General features: G+C 70.3%; 14 protein-coding genes. 7 read left to right on the forward strand and 7 right to left on the reverse strand.

Translation table 11 applies throughout. The features are described from left to right. Positions 1 to 59 precede the first annotated feature (59 nt). Positions 60 to 449: a hypothetical protein gene (locus AB0M93_RS38260; RefSeq protein ID WP_364283564.1), complete on the reverse strand. Its 390-nt coding sequence runs from the start codon at positions 447 to 449 to the stop codon at positions 60 to 62. Positions 450 to 464: 15 nt separating this feature from the next. Then, positions 465 to 1,655, reverse strand: coding sequence for an RtcB family protein (locus tag AB0M93_RS38265; RefSeq protein WP_364283567.1), 1,191 nt, complete (start codon positions 1,653 to 1,655; stop codon positions 465 to 467). Between the two features lie 162 nt (positions 1,656 to 1,817). On the opposite strand from AB0M93_RS38265, the gene AB0M93_RS38270 reads away from it, so the two are divergent. Both AB0M93_RS38270 and AB0M93_RS38275 read left to right on the forward strand, forming a co-directional pair. After that, positions 1,818 to 3,302 (forward strand): M48 family metalloprotease, encoded by a 1,485-nt coding sequence (locus AB0M93_RS38270; protein WP_364283570.1) that lies wholly within the window; start codon positions 1,818 to 1,820, stop codon positions 3,300 to 3,302. Between the two features lie 10 nt (positions 3,303 to 3,312). Next, positions 3,313 to 4,413: a DUF4034 domain-containing protein gene (locus AB0M93_RS38275; protein ID WP_364283573.1), complete on the forward strand. Its 1,101-nt coding sequence runs from the start codon at positions 3,313 to 3,315 to the stop codon at positions 4,411 to 4,413. 51 nt (positions 4,414 to 4,464) lie between these two features. Here the strand turns inward: AB0M93_RS38275 and AB0M93_RS38280 are convergent, their stop codons facing one another. Continuing rightward, entirely contained in the window at positions 4,465 to 5,505 is a 1,041-nt protein-coding gene (locus tag AB0M93_RS38280) for an aspartate-semialdehyde dehydrogenase (protein WP_364283576.1), read from the reverse strand. After that, on the reverse strand, positions 5,505 to 6,770 hold the full coding sequence (locus AB0M93_RS38285) for an aspartate kinase (protein WP_364283579.1): 1,266 nt from the start codon (positions 6,768 to 6,770) through the stop codon (positions 5,505 to 5,507). Before AB0M93_RS38285 ends, AB0M93_RS38280 begins: the two co-directional genes overlap by 1 nt. A gap of 228 nt (positions 6,771 to 6,998) precedes the next feature. On the opposite strand from AB0M93_RS38285, the gene AB0M93_RS38290 reads away from it, so the two are divergent. Both AB0M93_RS38290 and AB0M93_RS38295 read left to right on the forward strand, forming a co-directional pair. Next, complete coding sequence (locus tag AB0M93_RS38290; RefSeq protein WP_364283582.1) at positions 6,999 to 7,595, forward strand: nitroreductase family protein; 597 nt, start codon at positions 6,999 to 7,001, stop codon at positions 7,593 to 7,595. A 115-nt stretch (positions 7,596 to 7,710) separates the two neighbouring features. Beyond that, the gene (locus AB0M93_RS38295) at positions 7,711 to 8,886 is read left to right on the forward strand and encodes a Fic/DOC family N-terminal domain-containing protein (RefSeq protein ID WP_364283585.1); all 1,176 of its coding nucleotides are present in this window, start codon (positions 7,711 to 7,713) and stop codon (positions 8,884 to 8,886) included. A gap of 10 nt (positions 8,887 to 8,896) precedes the next feature. Here AB0M93_RS38295 and AB0M93_RS38300 read toward each other — a convergent pair whose 3' ends face one another. Next, entirely contained in the window at positions 8,897 to 9,262 is a 366-nt protein-coding gene (locus AB0M93_RS38300) for a hypothetical protein (protein WP_364283588.1), read from the reverse strand. A gap of 228 nt (positions 9,263 to 9,490) precedes the next feature. Between AB0M93_RS38300 and leuA the strand changes: the two genes are divergently transcribed. Together leuA and AB0M93_RS38310 are read left to right on the forward strand one after the other, a co-directional pair. Beyond that, entirely contained in the window at positions 9,491 to 11,251 is a 1,761-nt protein-coding gene (gene leuA, locus AB0M93_RS38305; protein WP_364283591.1) for a 2-isopropylmalate synthase, read from the forward strand. Further along, positions 11,248 to 12,225: a YafY family protein gene (locus tag AB0M93_RS38310; protein ID WP_364283594.1), complete on the forward strand. Its 978-nt coding sequence runs from the start codon at positions 11,248 to 11,250 to the stop codon at positions 12,223 to 12,225. Before leuA ends, AB0M93_RS38310 begins: the two co-directional genes overlap by 4 nt. Here the strand turns inward: AB0M93_RS38310 and AB0M93_RS38315 are convergent. Next, the gene (locus AB0M93_RS38315; protein ID WP_364283597.1) at positions 12,216 to 13,118 is read right to left on the reverse strand and encodes an SDR family oxidoreductase; all 903 of its coding nucleotides are present in this window, start codon (positions 13,116 to 13,118) and stop codon (positions 12,216 to 12,218) included. The two genes, AB0M93_RS38310 and AB0M93_RS38315, sit on opposite strands and share 10 nt — an antisense overlap. 129 nt (positions 13,119 to 13,247) lie before the next feature. Between AB0M93_RS38315 and AB0M93_RS38320 the strand changes: the two genes are divergently transcribed. After that, positions 13,248 to 13,799, forward strand: a complete 552-nt coding sequence (locus AB0M93_RS38320; protein WP_364283599.1) for a VTT domain-containing protein — start codon at positions 13,248 to 13,250, stop codon at positions 13,797 to 13,799. On the opposite strand, the gene AB0M93_RS38325 is transcribed toward AB0M93_RS38320, so the two are convergent. Next, entirely contained in the window at positions 13,786 to 14,400 is a 615-nt protein-coding gene (locus AB0M93_RS38325) for a peroxiredoxin-like family protein (protein WP_364283601.1), read from the reverse strand. The genes AB0M93_RS38320 and AB0M93_RS38325 overlap by 14 nt on opposite strands. Positions 14,401 to 14,423: the final 23 nt, after the last annotated feature.

Here is a 14,423-nt window from a genome sequence, read left to right on the forward strand (position 1 = left end):
TGAGTGGCAAGACGAGTTCTAACGCGCCTTACCACTCACGACGGGCTGCGGCAGGGTGCTCAGCCGCAGGCGGCGCGGAGGGCGTCGAGCTTCTTGACGTTGCGCTGCACCCAGCCGGCCACCACGCCGGCGTCCTCGATGCGTTCCTTCTGCACCTCGACGTACGAGCCGGCCATGCCGAGAAGCGCGTTCTTGACGTCCTGGTCCTGGACGTTCCCGGCCAGCTCGCGCAGCCGCCGTTCCTTGTCGGCGGCGCGCTCCTTGAGCTTCGCCGGGTCGACCAGCGGGTTCAGGTCGGCGAGGCCGAGCGCCTCGGTGCACGCCGCGACCTTGTCCGCCGTCCTGTTCCCCTGGTCGACCGCGTTGCCGACCTCGGTGCACCCGCTCAACAGCAGAGCCAGCAGTGCGGCCGAAGCCGGCAGTGCAGCCGTGATCCCACCCCTCGTCATGGCGTCAACGTACCGTCAGCCCTTGACGCAGACCACCTGCTTGAGGTGCGCCACCACCTCGACCAGGTCCGTCTGCGCGCGGATCACCGATTCGATGTCCTTGTACGCCGCCGGGATCTCGTCGACCACGCCGGAGTCCTTGCGGCACTCGACGCCGGCCGTCTGCGCCGCGAGGTCGTCGGCGGTGAACATCTTCTTCGCCTTGGTCCGCGACATCCGGCGGCCCGCGCCGTGCGACGCCGACTGGAACGACGAGTCGTTGCCCAGCCCGCGGACGATGTACGAGCCCGTCCCCATGCTGCCCGGGATGATCCCGAGGTCACCCGATCCGGCGCGGATCGCGCCCTTGCGGGTGACGAGCAGCTCGACGCCGTCGTAGGTCTCCTCGGCGACGTAGTTGTGGTGGCACGAGATCGCGTCGTCGAACGTCGTGCCCGGCACGACCTCCGCCAGCGCGAGCTTCACCAGCGCGACCATCGTGGCGCGGTTGCGCGCCGCGTAGTCCTGCGCCCAGAACAGGTCACGCCGGTACGCCTGCATCTCCGGCGTGCCGGCGACGAACACCGCCAGGTCGGAGTCGGGCAGGTCGGCGTTGTGCGGGAGCTTGCGCGCGACGGCCATGTGCCGCTCGGCCAGCTCCTTGCCGATGTTGCGCGAACCCGAGTGCAGCATCAGCCAGACCCGGCCCTCGTCGGCACCGCCCTGCTCGAGGCAGACCTCGATGAAGTGGTTGCCGCCGCCGAGGCTGCCGATCTGCCGCGCGGCCCGGTCGTGCAGCTCCTGGACGCCGGTGTGCAGATCGCCGAACTGCTTCCAGAACGCGTCCCAGCCGCCGACGCCGTGCACCTTGGCCGGGTTCACCGGCGTCTTGTGCAGCCCGAACCCCACCGGCACCGCGCTTTCGATGCGCCGGCGCAGCTTGCCGAGGTCGTCCGGCAGGTCCTTCGCCGTGAGGGACGTCCGGACGGCGCTCATCCCGCAGCCGATGTCCACACCGACCGCGGCGGGCGAAACGGCGTCGCGCATCGCGATGACGCTGCCGACGGTCGCGCCCTTGCCGTAGTGCACGTCGGGCATCACGGCGACGCCGTGCACCCACGGCAGGTTGGCGACGTTGTGCAGCTGCCGCATGGCCTGGTCTTCGACCGACGCGGGATCCGCCCACATCCGGATCGGGACGCGGGCGCCGTCGACAGCGGTGTACATAGTTCCTCCCCTTGACTCGCTTGCGGTGCACAGGTTCCCCCAGCCGCTGCCAAAACACCAACGCGATTTCTTCGTGAGCAAAAAGAAATCCGCCGTGACGATCATTCGGGCACAATGAGCCGACCGTCCGGGGAGGGACGGCACGGGGAGGATCGATCCATTGTGAAGACATCTTGGCGCGCGCTCGTCGCGGTCGCCCTGCTCGCCGGGTTCCCGGCACTGGTGTTCCTGGTCGTCGGCGGACTGGCCGTGACCGAGTACTACTTCTTCCGGCACCACTCCGGCATCCTGGCGATCAAGCTCGCCATCGTGGCCGTGCCGGTGTCGTACGCCCTGCTCAAGGCCCTGTTCGCGATCGAGCGGACGCGCGGGGACGACCTGCCCGGCGTGCCGGCGACGCGGGCGGGCGAACCCGCGCTGTGGGCACTGGTCGAGGAGCTCGCCGCCGCGGTCGGCACCCGGCCGCCGGACACGATCACGCTGATCAGCGAGGTCAACGCCGGGGTCCGCGAGCGCACCGGCTGGCTCGGCCTGCGGGTGCGCCGGCGCGAGATGTTCATCGGCGCGCAGCTGCTCGCCGGGCTGCGGCACGACCAGCTGTGCGCCCTGCTCGGCCACGAACTCGGGCACTACAGCAACCGCGACACCCGGCTGGCCGCGCTGACCTACCGCGGCCGCCGATCGATCGAGCGCGCGCTGGCCGGCCTGGGCGGTGACGGCTGGTTCGAAGGCCTGGTCCGCAAGCTGTTCGTCCTCTACGCGAAGCTCTACTTCGCCGTGTCCGCCGCGGTCTGCCGCCGTCAGGAGCTCGCCGCCGACGCCGCCGCGGCCCGCGTGGCCGGCACCGCGGCGATGACCGGCGTGCTGCGCGAGGTCGAAGTCCTCGACGCCGCCTGGGACTTCTACTCCGACCGCTACGTCGCCATCGGCTGGGACGCCGGCTACCTGCCCGACCGGCTGGCCGGCGGCTTCGCGGAGCTGCTCACCGACGAAACCCGCGCCGCGGAGTTCGACCGGCTCCGGCAGCACCCGCCGGCCAAGGAGGAGTCCCGGTACGCCACGCACCCGCCGACGCCGGACCGGATCGCGGCGCTCGAGGCGTTGCCGGAGGTTCCGGGACGGCCCGGCGGCGACCACCCGGCGAGCGAAATCCTCCGCGACCCCGTCCCGACGCTGGAGGCGGCGATGGCCTCCGACCTGTCCGACAAGGCGAAGCTCAAGCGGCGCACGGACTGGAACCGGCTCGTCGACCTCGGCGTCCGGCACACCGTGACGCGCGAGGCCGCCAGGATCCTGGGTCCGGGCGGGACGATCGCGCAGGCGCTCGACCTCATCGACGCCGGCCGCGCCGCCCAGCTGGCCGACCCGGAACGCAAGCCGCCGGCGTCGGCCGGTCCCCGGGCCCAGCGCGAGTTCGCCGCACCCTCGGTCCGGGAGCGACTGTCCACTGTGGTCCAGTCGTACCTCGCGGAAGCCGAGGTAGCGCACTGGAAACTGTCGTGGTCCGGGCCGCCCGAATTCGTCGTCGACGAACCCCACGGCAGTGAGCTGACCGCGGCCGTCGACGCCGCGGCGGCCGTCGACCACGACACGGCACCGCTGCGCCGCCTGCTGGCCGCCACCGGCGTGCTGCCCGTCCATCACTGAGGAGAAAACCGTGCTGTCGTTGTTCAACTCCAAGCGCCGCAAGGCCGCCGTCGCGCTGGTCAAAGCGGCCAGGGCTCGCGGGATGACGGTCGAGGAGTACGCGAAGACGCTCTCCCGGGACGAGCTCGCGCAGTTCGTCCCCCAGGACGACAAGCCGAAGTCCGAGCTGCTGGACGTGACCCGGTGGGGCCTGCCGGCGGGCAAGGAGGTGTCGGCGGCGCCGTTCCTCGCCGACGCCCGCGTCGCCGAAGCCGTCGCGGCCTACCGCGCCGGCGACTGGCAGCCGGCCGCCACGCTGCTGGCCGACCTGGGCACTGACTGGGACCGCCGCGCCTTCGCCGTGCAGCAGCTCGGCGACGCGGCAGCGGACGACGACGCCCCGCTGAAGGCGTGGCAGGCGTCCGGAAGCGCGGACGCGGCCGTCGTCAACGCCCAGGGCCTGGTCGCGCTGGCCTGGCAGATCCGCACGAGGGCCACCCCCGAGCACGTCTCCGAGGAGCAGTGGGCAGGCTTCTTCCGGGTGCTCGAGGACGCCGAAGCGGCAACGCGCGCCGCGGTCGAAGCCGTGCCGGAGGACCCCACCCCGTGGTGCACCATGCTCATGGTCGCGCGCGGACGGCAGTACGACAACGACGGCTTCCGCGCGGTCTGGACGGAGCTCGCTGCCCGGGACCCGCTCCACCGCGCCGCCCACGACCAGGCGCTGCAGTACTGGTGCGCCAAGTGGTTCGGCTCGCACGAGCAGATGTTCGCCTTCGCCGACGAGGCCGCGGCGAAGGCGCCGAAGCTCGCGGGTCTGACCCTGGTCGCCGCGCACGAAGCGGAAGCCAAGGACGTCGAGGCGTGGCAGAGCGAACGGACGCAGCGCGCGCTCGACGTCGTCGTGCCCTGGCTGGCCGGCGAGGGCCGGGACCACCCGGCGAACCTGCGCGACCGGGCCTACGCGGCCAAGGCGCTGGTGGTGAACGGACGCTGCGACGAGGCCGTCGAGCAGTTCATGGTGCTCGGCACGCACGCGGACGCGCTGGTCTGGGCCTACGGTGGCAAGCCGGTCCACGAATTCGTCAAGACGCGTTACCTCGCCTGCCACGGCTCGACCACCCGGCCGTGAAACGCGCGGAGGCCCCGCACCGAGCGCGGTGCGGGGCCTCCGGCGTGGTCGTCAGAGCTGCTGGGCCACCAGCTCGGCGATCTGCACGGCGTTGAGCGCCGCGCCCTTGCGCAGGTTGTCGTTCGAGATGAACAGCGCCAGCCCGCGGCCACCCTCGACGCCCTGGTCGACGCGGATGCGGCCGACGTAGCTCGGGTCGTTGCCCGCCGCCTGCAACGGGGTCGGGACCTCCGACAGCTCCACGCCCGGCGCGTGCGCCAGCAGCTCCGTCGCGCGTTCGACGGTCAGCGGCCGCTCGAACTGGGCGTTCACCGAGATCGAGTGCCCCGAGAACACCGGCACGCGCACGCAGGTGCACGAGACTCCGAGGCCCGGGATGCTCAGGATCTTGCGGCTCTCGTTGCGGAACTTCTTCTCCTCGTCCGTCTCCAGCTCGCCGTCGTCCACAATGGACCCGGCCATCGGGAGGACGTTGAACGCGATCGGCCGGACGTACTTTTCCGGCTTCGGGAAGTCGATCGCCGCGCCGTCGTGGGTCAGCAGCGACGCGTGCTCGGCGGCCGCCTTCACCTGGCCGGCCAGCTCGTCGACGCCGGCCAGCCCGCTGCCGGACACCGCCTGGTACGTCGAGGCGACCAGCCGGACCAGCCCGGCTTCGTCGTGCAGCGGCTTCAGCACCGGCATCGCGGCCATCGTGGTGCAGTTGGGGTTCGCGATGATCCCCTTCCGCGCTTCCTTGATGGCTTCGGGGTTGACCTCGCTGACGACCAGCGGCACGTCCGGGTCCATCCGGAACGCCGACGAGTTGTCGATCACCGTCACGCCGGCCGCGGCGAACCGCGGCGCCTGCGCCTTCGACGTCGAGCCGCCCGCGGAGAACAGCGCGATGTCCAAACCGGACGGGTCCGCCGTGGACGCGTCTTCGATGGTGATTTCGGTGTCACGCCAGGGAAGCTTCGAGCCCGCCGAGCGCGCCGAAGCGAAGTACCGGAGCTCGGCGATCGGGAACTCCCGCTCCGCCAGCAGCTTGCGCATCACCGCGCCGACCTGGCCGGTCGCGCCGACCACCCCGACCCGCAGCCCGTCCGCCATCAGCGACCACTCCCCGCGTAGACGACGGCTTCTTCGTCGCCGCCGAGTTCGAACGCCTCGTGGATCGCGCGCACGGCCTCGTCGAGCTGCGCGTCCCGGATCAGCACCGAGATGCGGATCTCCGAGGTGTTGATGATTTCGATGTTGACGCCGGCCTGGGCGAGCGCCTCGCAGAAGGTCGCCGTGACACCCGGGTGCGAGCGCATCCCGGCGCCGACGAGCGACACCTTGCCGACGTGGTCGTCGTAGAGGACCGACTCGAAGCCGATCTCCGCCTTGACCTTCTCCAGCTCCTTGACGGCCTTGGCGCCGTTGGCCTTCGACAGCGTGAACGTGATGTCCGTGCGGCCGGAGACGGTGCTGGACACGTTCTGCAGCACCATGTCGATGTCGATCTCGGCGTCGGCGATCACGCGGAAGATCCGGGCCGCGGCACCGGTGTGGTCCGGCACCCCGGTCACCGTGATCTTGGCTTCGGAGCGGTCGTGCGCCACACCGGTGATCAGGGCTTGTTCCACGGGGATCTCCTCGATAGAACCGGTCACCGTCGTGCCCGGCTTGTCACTGTAGGAAGAGCGGACTCGGATCGGGACGCCGTAGCGGCGCGCGTACTCGACCGAACGCAGGTGCAGGATCTTCGACCCGCTCGCGGCGAGCTCGAGCATTTCCTCGTACGTGACGGTGTCGAGCTTGCGCGCGTCCGGTACCACCCGCGGGTCGGCCGTGTACACACCGTCCACATCGGAGTAGATCTCGCAGACGTCGGCGTTCAGCGCGGCGGCGAGCGCGACGGCGGTGGTGTCCGAGCCGCCGCGGCCCAGCGTGGTGATGTCCTTCGTGTCCTGCGCGACGCCCTGGAAGCCCGCCACGAGCGCGATGTACCCCTGCTCGAGGGCCTCGGTGACCCGGCTCGGGGTGACGTCGATGATGCGCGCGTTGCCGTGCACGGACGTCGTCACGACGCCGGCCTGCGAACCGGTGAACGACCACGCCTCGGCGCCCAGGGAAGCGATGGCCATCGCGACCAGCGAGTTCGAGATGCGCTCACCCGCGGTGAGCAGCATGTCCATTTCGCGTTCCGGCGGCGCCGGGTTGACCTGCTGCGCCAGGTCGAGCAGCTCGTCGGTGGTGTCACCCATGGCCGAGCAGACGACGACGACGTCGTTGCCCGCCTTCTTGGTCGCGACGATCCGTTCCGCCACGCGCTTGATCCGGTCGGCACTTTCCAGCGACGATCCGCCGTACTTCTGGACCACGAGGGCCACGCCCGAACCTCCTCGCGGGCCGGGCGGCTCCCTGGTGGGCACCGGAGAGCCCCCGCGTCCCATGATTTGCACTGGAGCCTACCGGGGCCCGGGCGGCCCGCCACCCTCTTGACGTGGGCCGCACCCGTCCGGCGGGTGCCTCGGATGTAAATCTTCCGCAACACCAACGCAATGCGCGGAGCCCTTCCTCCCGAGTGATGCACAGCACTCGTAGGTACGCTCGGCGGCGTGCGGAAACCAGCTGTGACGAGCGTCCCGATCGCAACCCTGATGGCGGAACGGTGGAGCCCGCGGGCGTACGACTCCTCCGCGTCGGTCACGCCGGAGCAGGTGCGGGCCCTGCTGGAGGCGGCCCGCTGGGCGCCGTCGTTCGGCAACACCCAGCCGGCCCGCTACCTGGTGGGCGTCCGCGGCACCCCGGCGTTCGACGCGATCCTGGGGACGCTGAACTCGGGCAACCAGGCGTGGGCGCACCGGGCGAGCCTGCTGCTGATCGGCGTGATGGTGACGACCAACGAGAAGGGCGACGTCCCCTACGCGGAGTACGGGCTCGGGCTGGCGTCGGAGAACCTCGTGCTGCAGGCGGTGGAGCTGGGCCTGATCGCCCACCAGATGGCGGGCTTCTCACCGGACGCGGCGCGGGAGGCGTTCGCCCTGCCGGACGACGCCGTCCCGAAGGTGGCGATCGCGGTGGGGTCGCCGGCGTCGCCGGAGGTGCTGGCGGAGGACTGGCGGATCGAGCGCGAGAAGGCGGACCGGGTGCGGCTGCCGCTCGAGGAGTTCGCCTTCACCGACGAGTGGGGCAAGCCCGCGCTCGAGAGCTAGCAGCCAACCCGGAGTTTCAAAGGATCACACCGATGTCTTGCATTCGCGGCCCTGGACTGCAAGAACCCTTAGAACCCAGCGAGGAAACTAACGCTTCTTGCGGTAACCTTTAAAAGTGCAGGTAGGAACATTCAACCAGTCACCAGTCGGCCGCCTGGTGCCGATCAGCGGCGTCGACGGCCGCACCAACCAGCCCTACAGCCACTTCGCGTTCGTACCCGCTCCCCTCCCCAACCTCGTCGAACTCTCACCCGGCACGTACAAGCTCATCAGCGAAGCCGACCGTGCACTTGGCTCCCTGGACGCCCTCACCGACCGGCTACCCAATCCCGACCTGTTGGTCCGGCCGTCGCTGACCCGGGAAGCCGTCAGCACCTCGGCACTCGAAGGAACGTACGCGCCCTACGCCGACGTACTGGAAGCCCAGTACGTCGGCAGCCAGCACCCGACGGCGGAAGTGCGAGAGGTACGGAACTACGTTCAGGCGGCTTTTGCCGGTCTCGACCTCATCAAGAAGCTGCCGATCTGCCTTCAGGTCGTGTCCGGCCTCCAGCAAATCCTCGTGAGCGAGACCCGCGGCGACGCCTACGACGCCGGCAGGCTCCGCGAAAGACTCGTCTGCATCGGAGACCGCGGCAGGGGAATCGAACATTCCAGGTTCGTCCCGCCACCCAACGGAGACCTGCTCCGCGACGGCGTGAGCGACTGGGAAAAGTGGATAAACGCCGAGCAGGAGATGCCGGTGCTGGTCAAAGTGGCCCTCGGCCACTACCAGTTCGAAACGCTGCATCCGTTCAGCGACGGGAACGGCCGGATCGGCCGCCTGATCATCACCTTGCAGCTCATCGAAGAGCACGTGCTCAAGCATCCCGTCCTGAACCTGTCCCCCTGGCTGGAGCCCCGCCGCGACGACTACATCGACCACCTGCTCAGCGTGAGCAGAACGGGCAACTTCGATCCATGGGTGCGGTTCTTCGCCGAAGCGGTGAAAGCACGCGCAATGGCGGCTTCGGAAACCATCCGGAGCCTGATGGCGTTCTCCCAGGAGGTCATCGAGACGATGAAGGGCGCCGGTGCCCGCGGTACCGTCCATGAATTGGCCGTGAATCTCATCGGCTACCCGATGATGACCATTCCCAAGGTTCAGGCGGACCTGGGCGTGTCATATCCGACCGCAGCCAGCGCAATCAAAAAGCTGGAGGAGGCCGGCTTCCTCCGGGAGATCACCGGAGGAAGTTACGGGCGCCGGTACATCTGCGATCGGGTGTACGACCAACTCGCCGAGAGCTAGCCGGCCCGCGCTATGACGTCCCGCCCAGCCGGCGGATGACCTTGGCCAGGATCCCGGACACCACGAGCCAGAAGATGGCCGCGATGCCGTAGTTGACCAGCACGCGCAGCTTCTGGTCACTCGGCGTGAACAGGTCGCTGAAGCCGAGCGCGAGGCTGTCCGCCCAGGACTTCACGAACGACACGATGCCGTTGTCCGGGTTGGCCGAGCCGACCGTGAAGATCACGTGGATCACCAGGAAGGCCGCGAAGACCAGACCGACCCAGCGGACGATCGACGCCACCAGCGAGGCCGCCTTGCCCCGCCGCTCGCGCCAGTCGACGGCCGCGCGGCGGGAGACGCGCGTCTCCTCCGACGACTCTGCGTGCTCACCCATGCCCGCAGTTTCGCACGGTGCTACGCCGATTGCTACCCACAAGTAACCGTCCGGGTAACGAATCCATCGCGGCCCGGCTTCCCTCGGCGCACGTTCGCTGGTTATGGTGGGGCCGTGGCGCGTGCTCTCCTGCTTCGCTGCCGCGACGGGGCCTGACCGGACCGGCTCCCCGTCGCGGGGCTTCGTGGTGCCGGTCGCACCCGTCGAGCTGGAGACACCCCAAAACCCATGAGCAAGATCCGCAAGCCCTCTCGTCCCGCGCCCGCCGGCCAGCCCGCCTGGAACACCCAGCGCGGCACGTCGATGCCGGTTCACCGCTACCGCCCCTGGTACGACCTGGTCGAGAACATCGACCTGCCCGACCGCACCTGGCCCGAGAAGCGCATCGAGCGCGCGCCGCTGTGGTGCGCCGTCGACCTGCGGGACGGTAACCAGGCCCTGATCGACCCGATGTCGCCGGCGCGCAAGCGCAAGTTCTTCGACCTGCTGGTCAGGATGGGCTACAAGGAGATCGAGGTCGGCTTCCCGGCCGCGTCGCAGACCGACTTCGACTTCGTCCGCGAGATCATCGAAGACCACGCCATCCCGGACGACGTCAGCATCCAGGTACTGACCCAGTGCCGCCACGAGCTGATCGAGCGGACCTTCCAGGCCCTCGAAGGCGCGCCGCGGGCGATCGTCCACATCTACAACTCGACGTCGATCCTGCAGCGCCGCGTGGTCTTCCGCGAGGAGCGCGAGGGCATCAAGAAGATCGCCACGCAGGCCGCGGAACTGGTCGTCGAGCTGGCCGCGAAGCAGCCGGACACCGACTTCCGTTTCCAGTACTCGCCCGAGTCCTACACCGGCACCGAGCTGTCCTACGCGCTCGAGGTCTGCAACGCCGTCACCGAGATCTGGCAGCCGACGCCGGAGAAGCCGGTGATCCTGAACCTGCCCGCCACCGTCGAGATGGCCACCCCCAACGTCTACGCCGACTCGATCGAGTGGATGAGCCGGAACCTGGCCCGCCGCGACTCGGTGATCCTGTCGCTGCACCCGCACAACGACCGGGGCACCGGCATCGCCGCCGCCGAGCTGGGCTACCAGGCCGGCGCCGACCGGATCGAAGGCTGCCTGTTCGGCAACGGCGAGCGCACCGGCAACGTCGACCTGGTCGCGCTGGGCATGAACCTGTACAGCCAGGGCATCGACCCGCAGATCGACTTCTCCGACATGGACGAGATCAAGCGGACGGTCGAGTACTGCAACCAGCTGCCGGTACCCGAGCGCTCGCCGTGGGGCGGCGACCTGGTGTTCACCGCCTTCTCCGGCAGCCACCAGGACGCGATCAACAAGGGCCTCGACGCGCTGAAGGACGCCGCCGACAAGGCCGGCGTACCCGTCGACGAGCACCCGTGGGAGGTCCCGTACCTGCCGATCGACCCGAAGGACGTCGGCCGCACGTACGAGGCCGTGATCCGGGTGAACTCGCAGTCCGGCAAGGGCGGCGTCGCCTACATCATGAAGGCCGAGCACCAGCTCGACCTGCCGCGGCGGCTGCAGATCGAGTTCTCGAAGGTCATCCAGCGCTACACCGACACCGAGGGCGGCGAGGTCGACCCGACGACGATGTACAACGCGTTCTCGGCCGAGTACCTGGAGCTGAAGACGCCGCTGGAGCTGGTCCGCCAGCACGTCCGCGACAACGGCGACGGCGAGTACGACATCACCGCGACGGTCCGCGTGGAGGGTGACGAGCACGAGGTCACCGGCCGCGGCAACGGCCCGATCGCGGCGTTCTTCGACGCGCTGTCGACGGTGGGCTTCGACCTGCGCCTGCTGGACTACAGCGAGCACACGCTCTCCCCGGGCGACGACTCGCGCGCGGCGTCCTACATCGAGTGCGCGATCTCGGACCGGGTGTTCTGGGGCATCGGCATCGACCCGTCGATCGTCACGGCGTCCCTGCGCGCGGTCGTCTCGGCGGTGAACCGCGCCAACCGGTGAGGGCCGAGCGGCTGGTCGCGCTGCTGTTCACACTGCAGCGCCGGCGCAGTGCGACCGCCGCCGAGCTCGCAACGGAACTGGGCGTGTCGGAGCGCACGATGCACCGCGACCTGGCGGCCCTGCGCGACGCGGGCGTTCCGTTGTGGACGGAGCCGGGCCGCCACGGCGGCTTCCGCCTGGTCGACGGCTGGCGCTCCGGGCTCGACGGCCTCACCACGCGTGAGGCCGTCGCGCTGTTCGCCCTGGGCGTCCCTTCGGCCCTCGCGGGACTCGGTCTGGACACGGCGGGCAGCGCGGCGCGGGCGAAGGTGTCCGCCGGCCTGCCCGCCGAGCTGCGGGAACACGCGGCTTTGGTGGCGGGGCGGTTCCACCTGGACGCACCGGGCTGGTTCGGTTCGCCGGACGAGCCGCCGTCGCTGGCCCCGATCGTCCAGGCGGTCTGGGCGCAGCGGCGGCTCTCGATCACCTACCGGCGCCGGGACAAGGTGGCCGAGCGGGAGCTGGAACCACTGGGCCTGGTGCTGAAGGCGGGCGTTTGGTACCTGGTGGCGCGGGTGGTGCCGGACGACGCGTTGCGGACGTACCGGGTGTCGCGGATCCTCTCGGCGGCTCAGCTCGACATCGCGTTCGAGCGGCCGTCGTCGTTCGACCTGGCGCAGTGGTGGAGTGCGTCGTCGGTGACGTTCGAGCAGGTCGCGCGGCCGGTGCGGGTGCAGGCCCGGCTGAACCGGACGGCGGTACGAGAGCTGCGCCGGGTGTTCGGCGGGGAGCATCTGGCGGACACGGTGGTTTCCCTCGGGACACCGGACAACGACGGCTGGGCCGAGGCCGAGCTCGCCCTGGAAGGGGACGAGATCGGCCTCGGCCAGCTGGTCGCGCTCAGCCCGGGCGTCGAGGTGCTCGAGCCGGCGTCGCTGCGGGCGGAACTGGCCGCCATCGGCGCGGAACTGGCCGCCCGCAACGCTCAGCGGTAGCCGGTGGTGTCCGCGGGCTTTCCCGCGTCCGCGACCTCCGTCATGTACCGCCAGGCGTCCGGCCGGCTGCCGTCCACATCGTCCACTTCGTACGCCTTCGCGAGCTGGCCGCTGCTCACCGTCTGCCCGCTCCACCGGTTCCGGTCCGGGTCCGCCGCCAGGGCCGCCACCGTCCGGCCGCAGAACGTCGGCGTCTCCGAGATCGCGAAGTGCGGCACGCGCTCGCACGCGTCGCGCCAGTTGTCCTCCGTCACCCCGTAGATCTCCAGCATCGTCTCCGACCGCAGGTAGCCCGGTGTGAAAGCGACCGCGGTCGCACCGTGGGCGGCCAGCTCCGCCGCCTCGCCGATCGCCAGCAGGTGCGCCGACGCCTTCGCCACGTAGAACGGCAGCGAAGTGCCTTCGCGGTACTTCGCGTTGTACTCGGCCGTGCCGTCGGTCAGCTCGACCACCAGGCCGCCCGGGCGGTCGATCAGCAGCGGGAGCAGGAAGTGGCTGGTGATCAGGTGCGCGTCGATGCCGAGGCGGATCATCCGCAGGCCCGCGCCCAGGTCGTGCTCCCACACCGGCTTGCCCCAGCCCAGGTGCTTGTCGCCGCCCCAGAGGCCGTCCACCAGGATGTCGAGCGGGCCGACCTGCTTGGCCAGCGCTTCGACCTCGGCCGGGACCAGGTGGTCGACGCGGATCGCCTCCGCGCGGCCGCCCGCCCGCTCGATCAGCTCGGCCGTCTCCTCGATCGTCTCCGGACGGTCCACTTCGGACCGTCCGGCGCGGGTGGTCCGGCCGGTCACGTACACGAAGGCGCCCGCCCGGCCCAGTTCGACCGCGATCGCCCGGCTCGCGCCGCGCGTGCCGCCCGCCACCAGTGCGGTTTTTCCGGAAAGTGTGTTCATGCCGCCAGCCTCGCGGCGAACCATGACACCTCCTGGCATGGTTTCCCGAGTCTGTGGACGAGCTGTCGGGTTCCTGTGAGTACCCGGTGATCGGGAGTGCCCGGGGCCGAGCGGGCGGTTAATGGAGGTGTGGACGGATCGACGGCGGGACTGCTGGTGCTGTTCGTCGTCTCGCTCGTGCCGCTGCTGCCCACCGAGGTGACCATCCTCGGCATGGGCATCGAGGCGGCGCAGGGCGGGACGTCGCTGGCGCTGGTGATCGCCGTGGCGAGTGCCGGCTGCCTGGCGTCCGACCAGGCGCTCTACGCCCTCGGCCGGTCCGGCGGCCGGGCGGCGCTGGACCGGCTGAGCCGGCGGCGGAAGTTCGCCGCCGGCCTCGGCTGGCTCGACGGGCGGCTGCAGCGCCATCCCCGGCCGGTGCTGGTGGTCGCCCGCTGGCTGCCGTCGGGCGGAACCGTCGGCGCCCTCCTCGCCGGTTCGCTGCGGTGGCCGAGGGCGGAGTTCCTCACCGCCTCGGCTGTCGGCGTCACACTCTGGACGTCGTACGCGGCCTTCCTCGGCTACGCCGGCGGCCGGATCGTCACCGAACCCGGGATCAGCCTGCTGCTCTCCCTGGCCGTGGCCCTGGTCCTGGGTTCGGTGATCGCCTACAGCGTCCGGCACAGCGTCAGAGCGACTTGACCGCTTCCAGAATCTGCGCGGGTTCGGTCCGCGTGACGAAGTCCGGGTGGACGTCGACGAACCGGATGACCCGGTCCCGGTCGACCACGACGACAGCCGGATGCACCAGTTCCCAGGTGCCGTTGACCTCCTCGAGGTCCGTGCCCAGCGTCTTCATGGCCTCGCGGACGGCTTCGGAGACCGGGTAGCTCAGCCCGAGCCCGCGCGCGACCGTGCTGCCGACGTCCGAAAGCACCGGGAACGCCAGGTCCGGCGCCGGGGCGTCCGGGCGCTGCGGGCTGATCGCGGCCAGCGTCGCGCCGTACTTCCCCAGCTCCGGGAGCACTTCTTGCTGGTAGGTGCGCAAAGTCAGGTTGCAGTACGGGCACCACTGCCCGCGGTAGAACACGAGCACCGCCGCCCCGTCCGCGACCAGGTCGCCGAGGCTCGTCGGCGCGCCATCGGCTCCGGGCAGCTCGAAGTCGTCCATTCGGGCGCCCACCTGGGCGAAGTCCGGGTTCCCGGCCCGGCGGCGATCGGCTTCGAGGACCGCGAAGATTTCCGGCGGCAGCGCGCCGCGGGCTTGGTCGTTGATCGCGGTCAGGGCGTTCTCGAGTGCCATGGATCCCCCTAGCAGTTGTACTG

Source organism: Amycolatopsis sp. NPDC051102 (assembly GCF_040682815.1).
In the GTDB taxonomy this organism is placed as follows: domain Bacteria; phylum Actinomycetota; class Actinomycetes; order Mycobacteriales; family Pseudonocardiaceae; genus Amycolatopsis.

What these genes read in the sequence shown, in the direction of transcription:
- AB0M93_RS38260 (WP_364283564.1), bottom strand. Translation starts at nt 449, where the DNA reads ATGACGAGGGGTGGGATCACGGCTGCACTGCCGGCTTCGGCCGCACTG.
- AB0M93_RS38265 (WP_364283567.1), bottom strand. Translation starts at nt 1,655, where the DNA reads ATGTACACCGCTGTCGACGGCGCCCGCGTCCCGATCCGGATGTGGGCG.
- AB0M93_RS38280 (WP_364283576.1), bottom strand. Translation starts at nt 5,505, where the DNA reads ATGGCGGACGGGCTGCGGGTCGGGGTGGTCGGCGCGACCGGCCAGGTC.
- AB0M93_RS38300 (WP_364283588.1), bottom strand. Translation starts at nt 9,262, where the DNA reads ATGGGTGAGCACGCAGAGTCGTCGGAGGAGACGCGCGTCTCCCGCCGC.
- leuA (WP_364283591.1), top strand. Translation starts at nt 9,491, where the DNA reads ATGAGCAAGATCCGCAAGCCCTCTCGTCCCGCGCCCGCCGGCCAGCCC.
- AB0M93_RS38315 (WP_364283597.1), bottom strand. Translation starts at nt 13,118, where the DNA reads ATGAACACACTTTCCGGAAAAACCGCACTGGTGGCGGGCGGCACGCGC.
- AB0M93_RS38325 (WP_364283601.1), bottom strand. Translation starts at nt 14,400, where the DNA reads ATGGCACTCGAGAACGCCCTGACCGCGATCAACGACCAAGCCCGCGGC.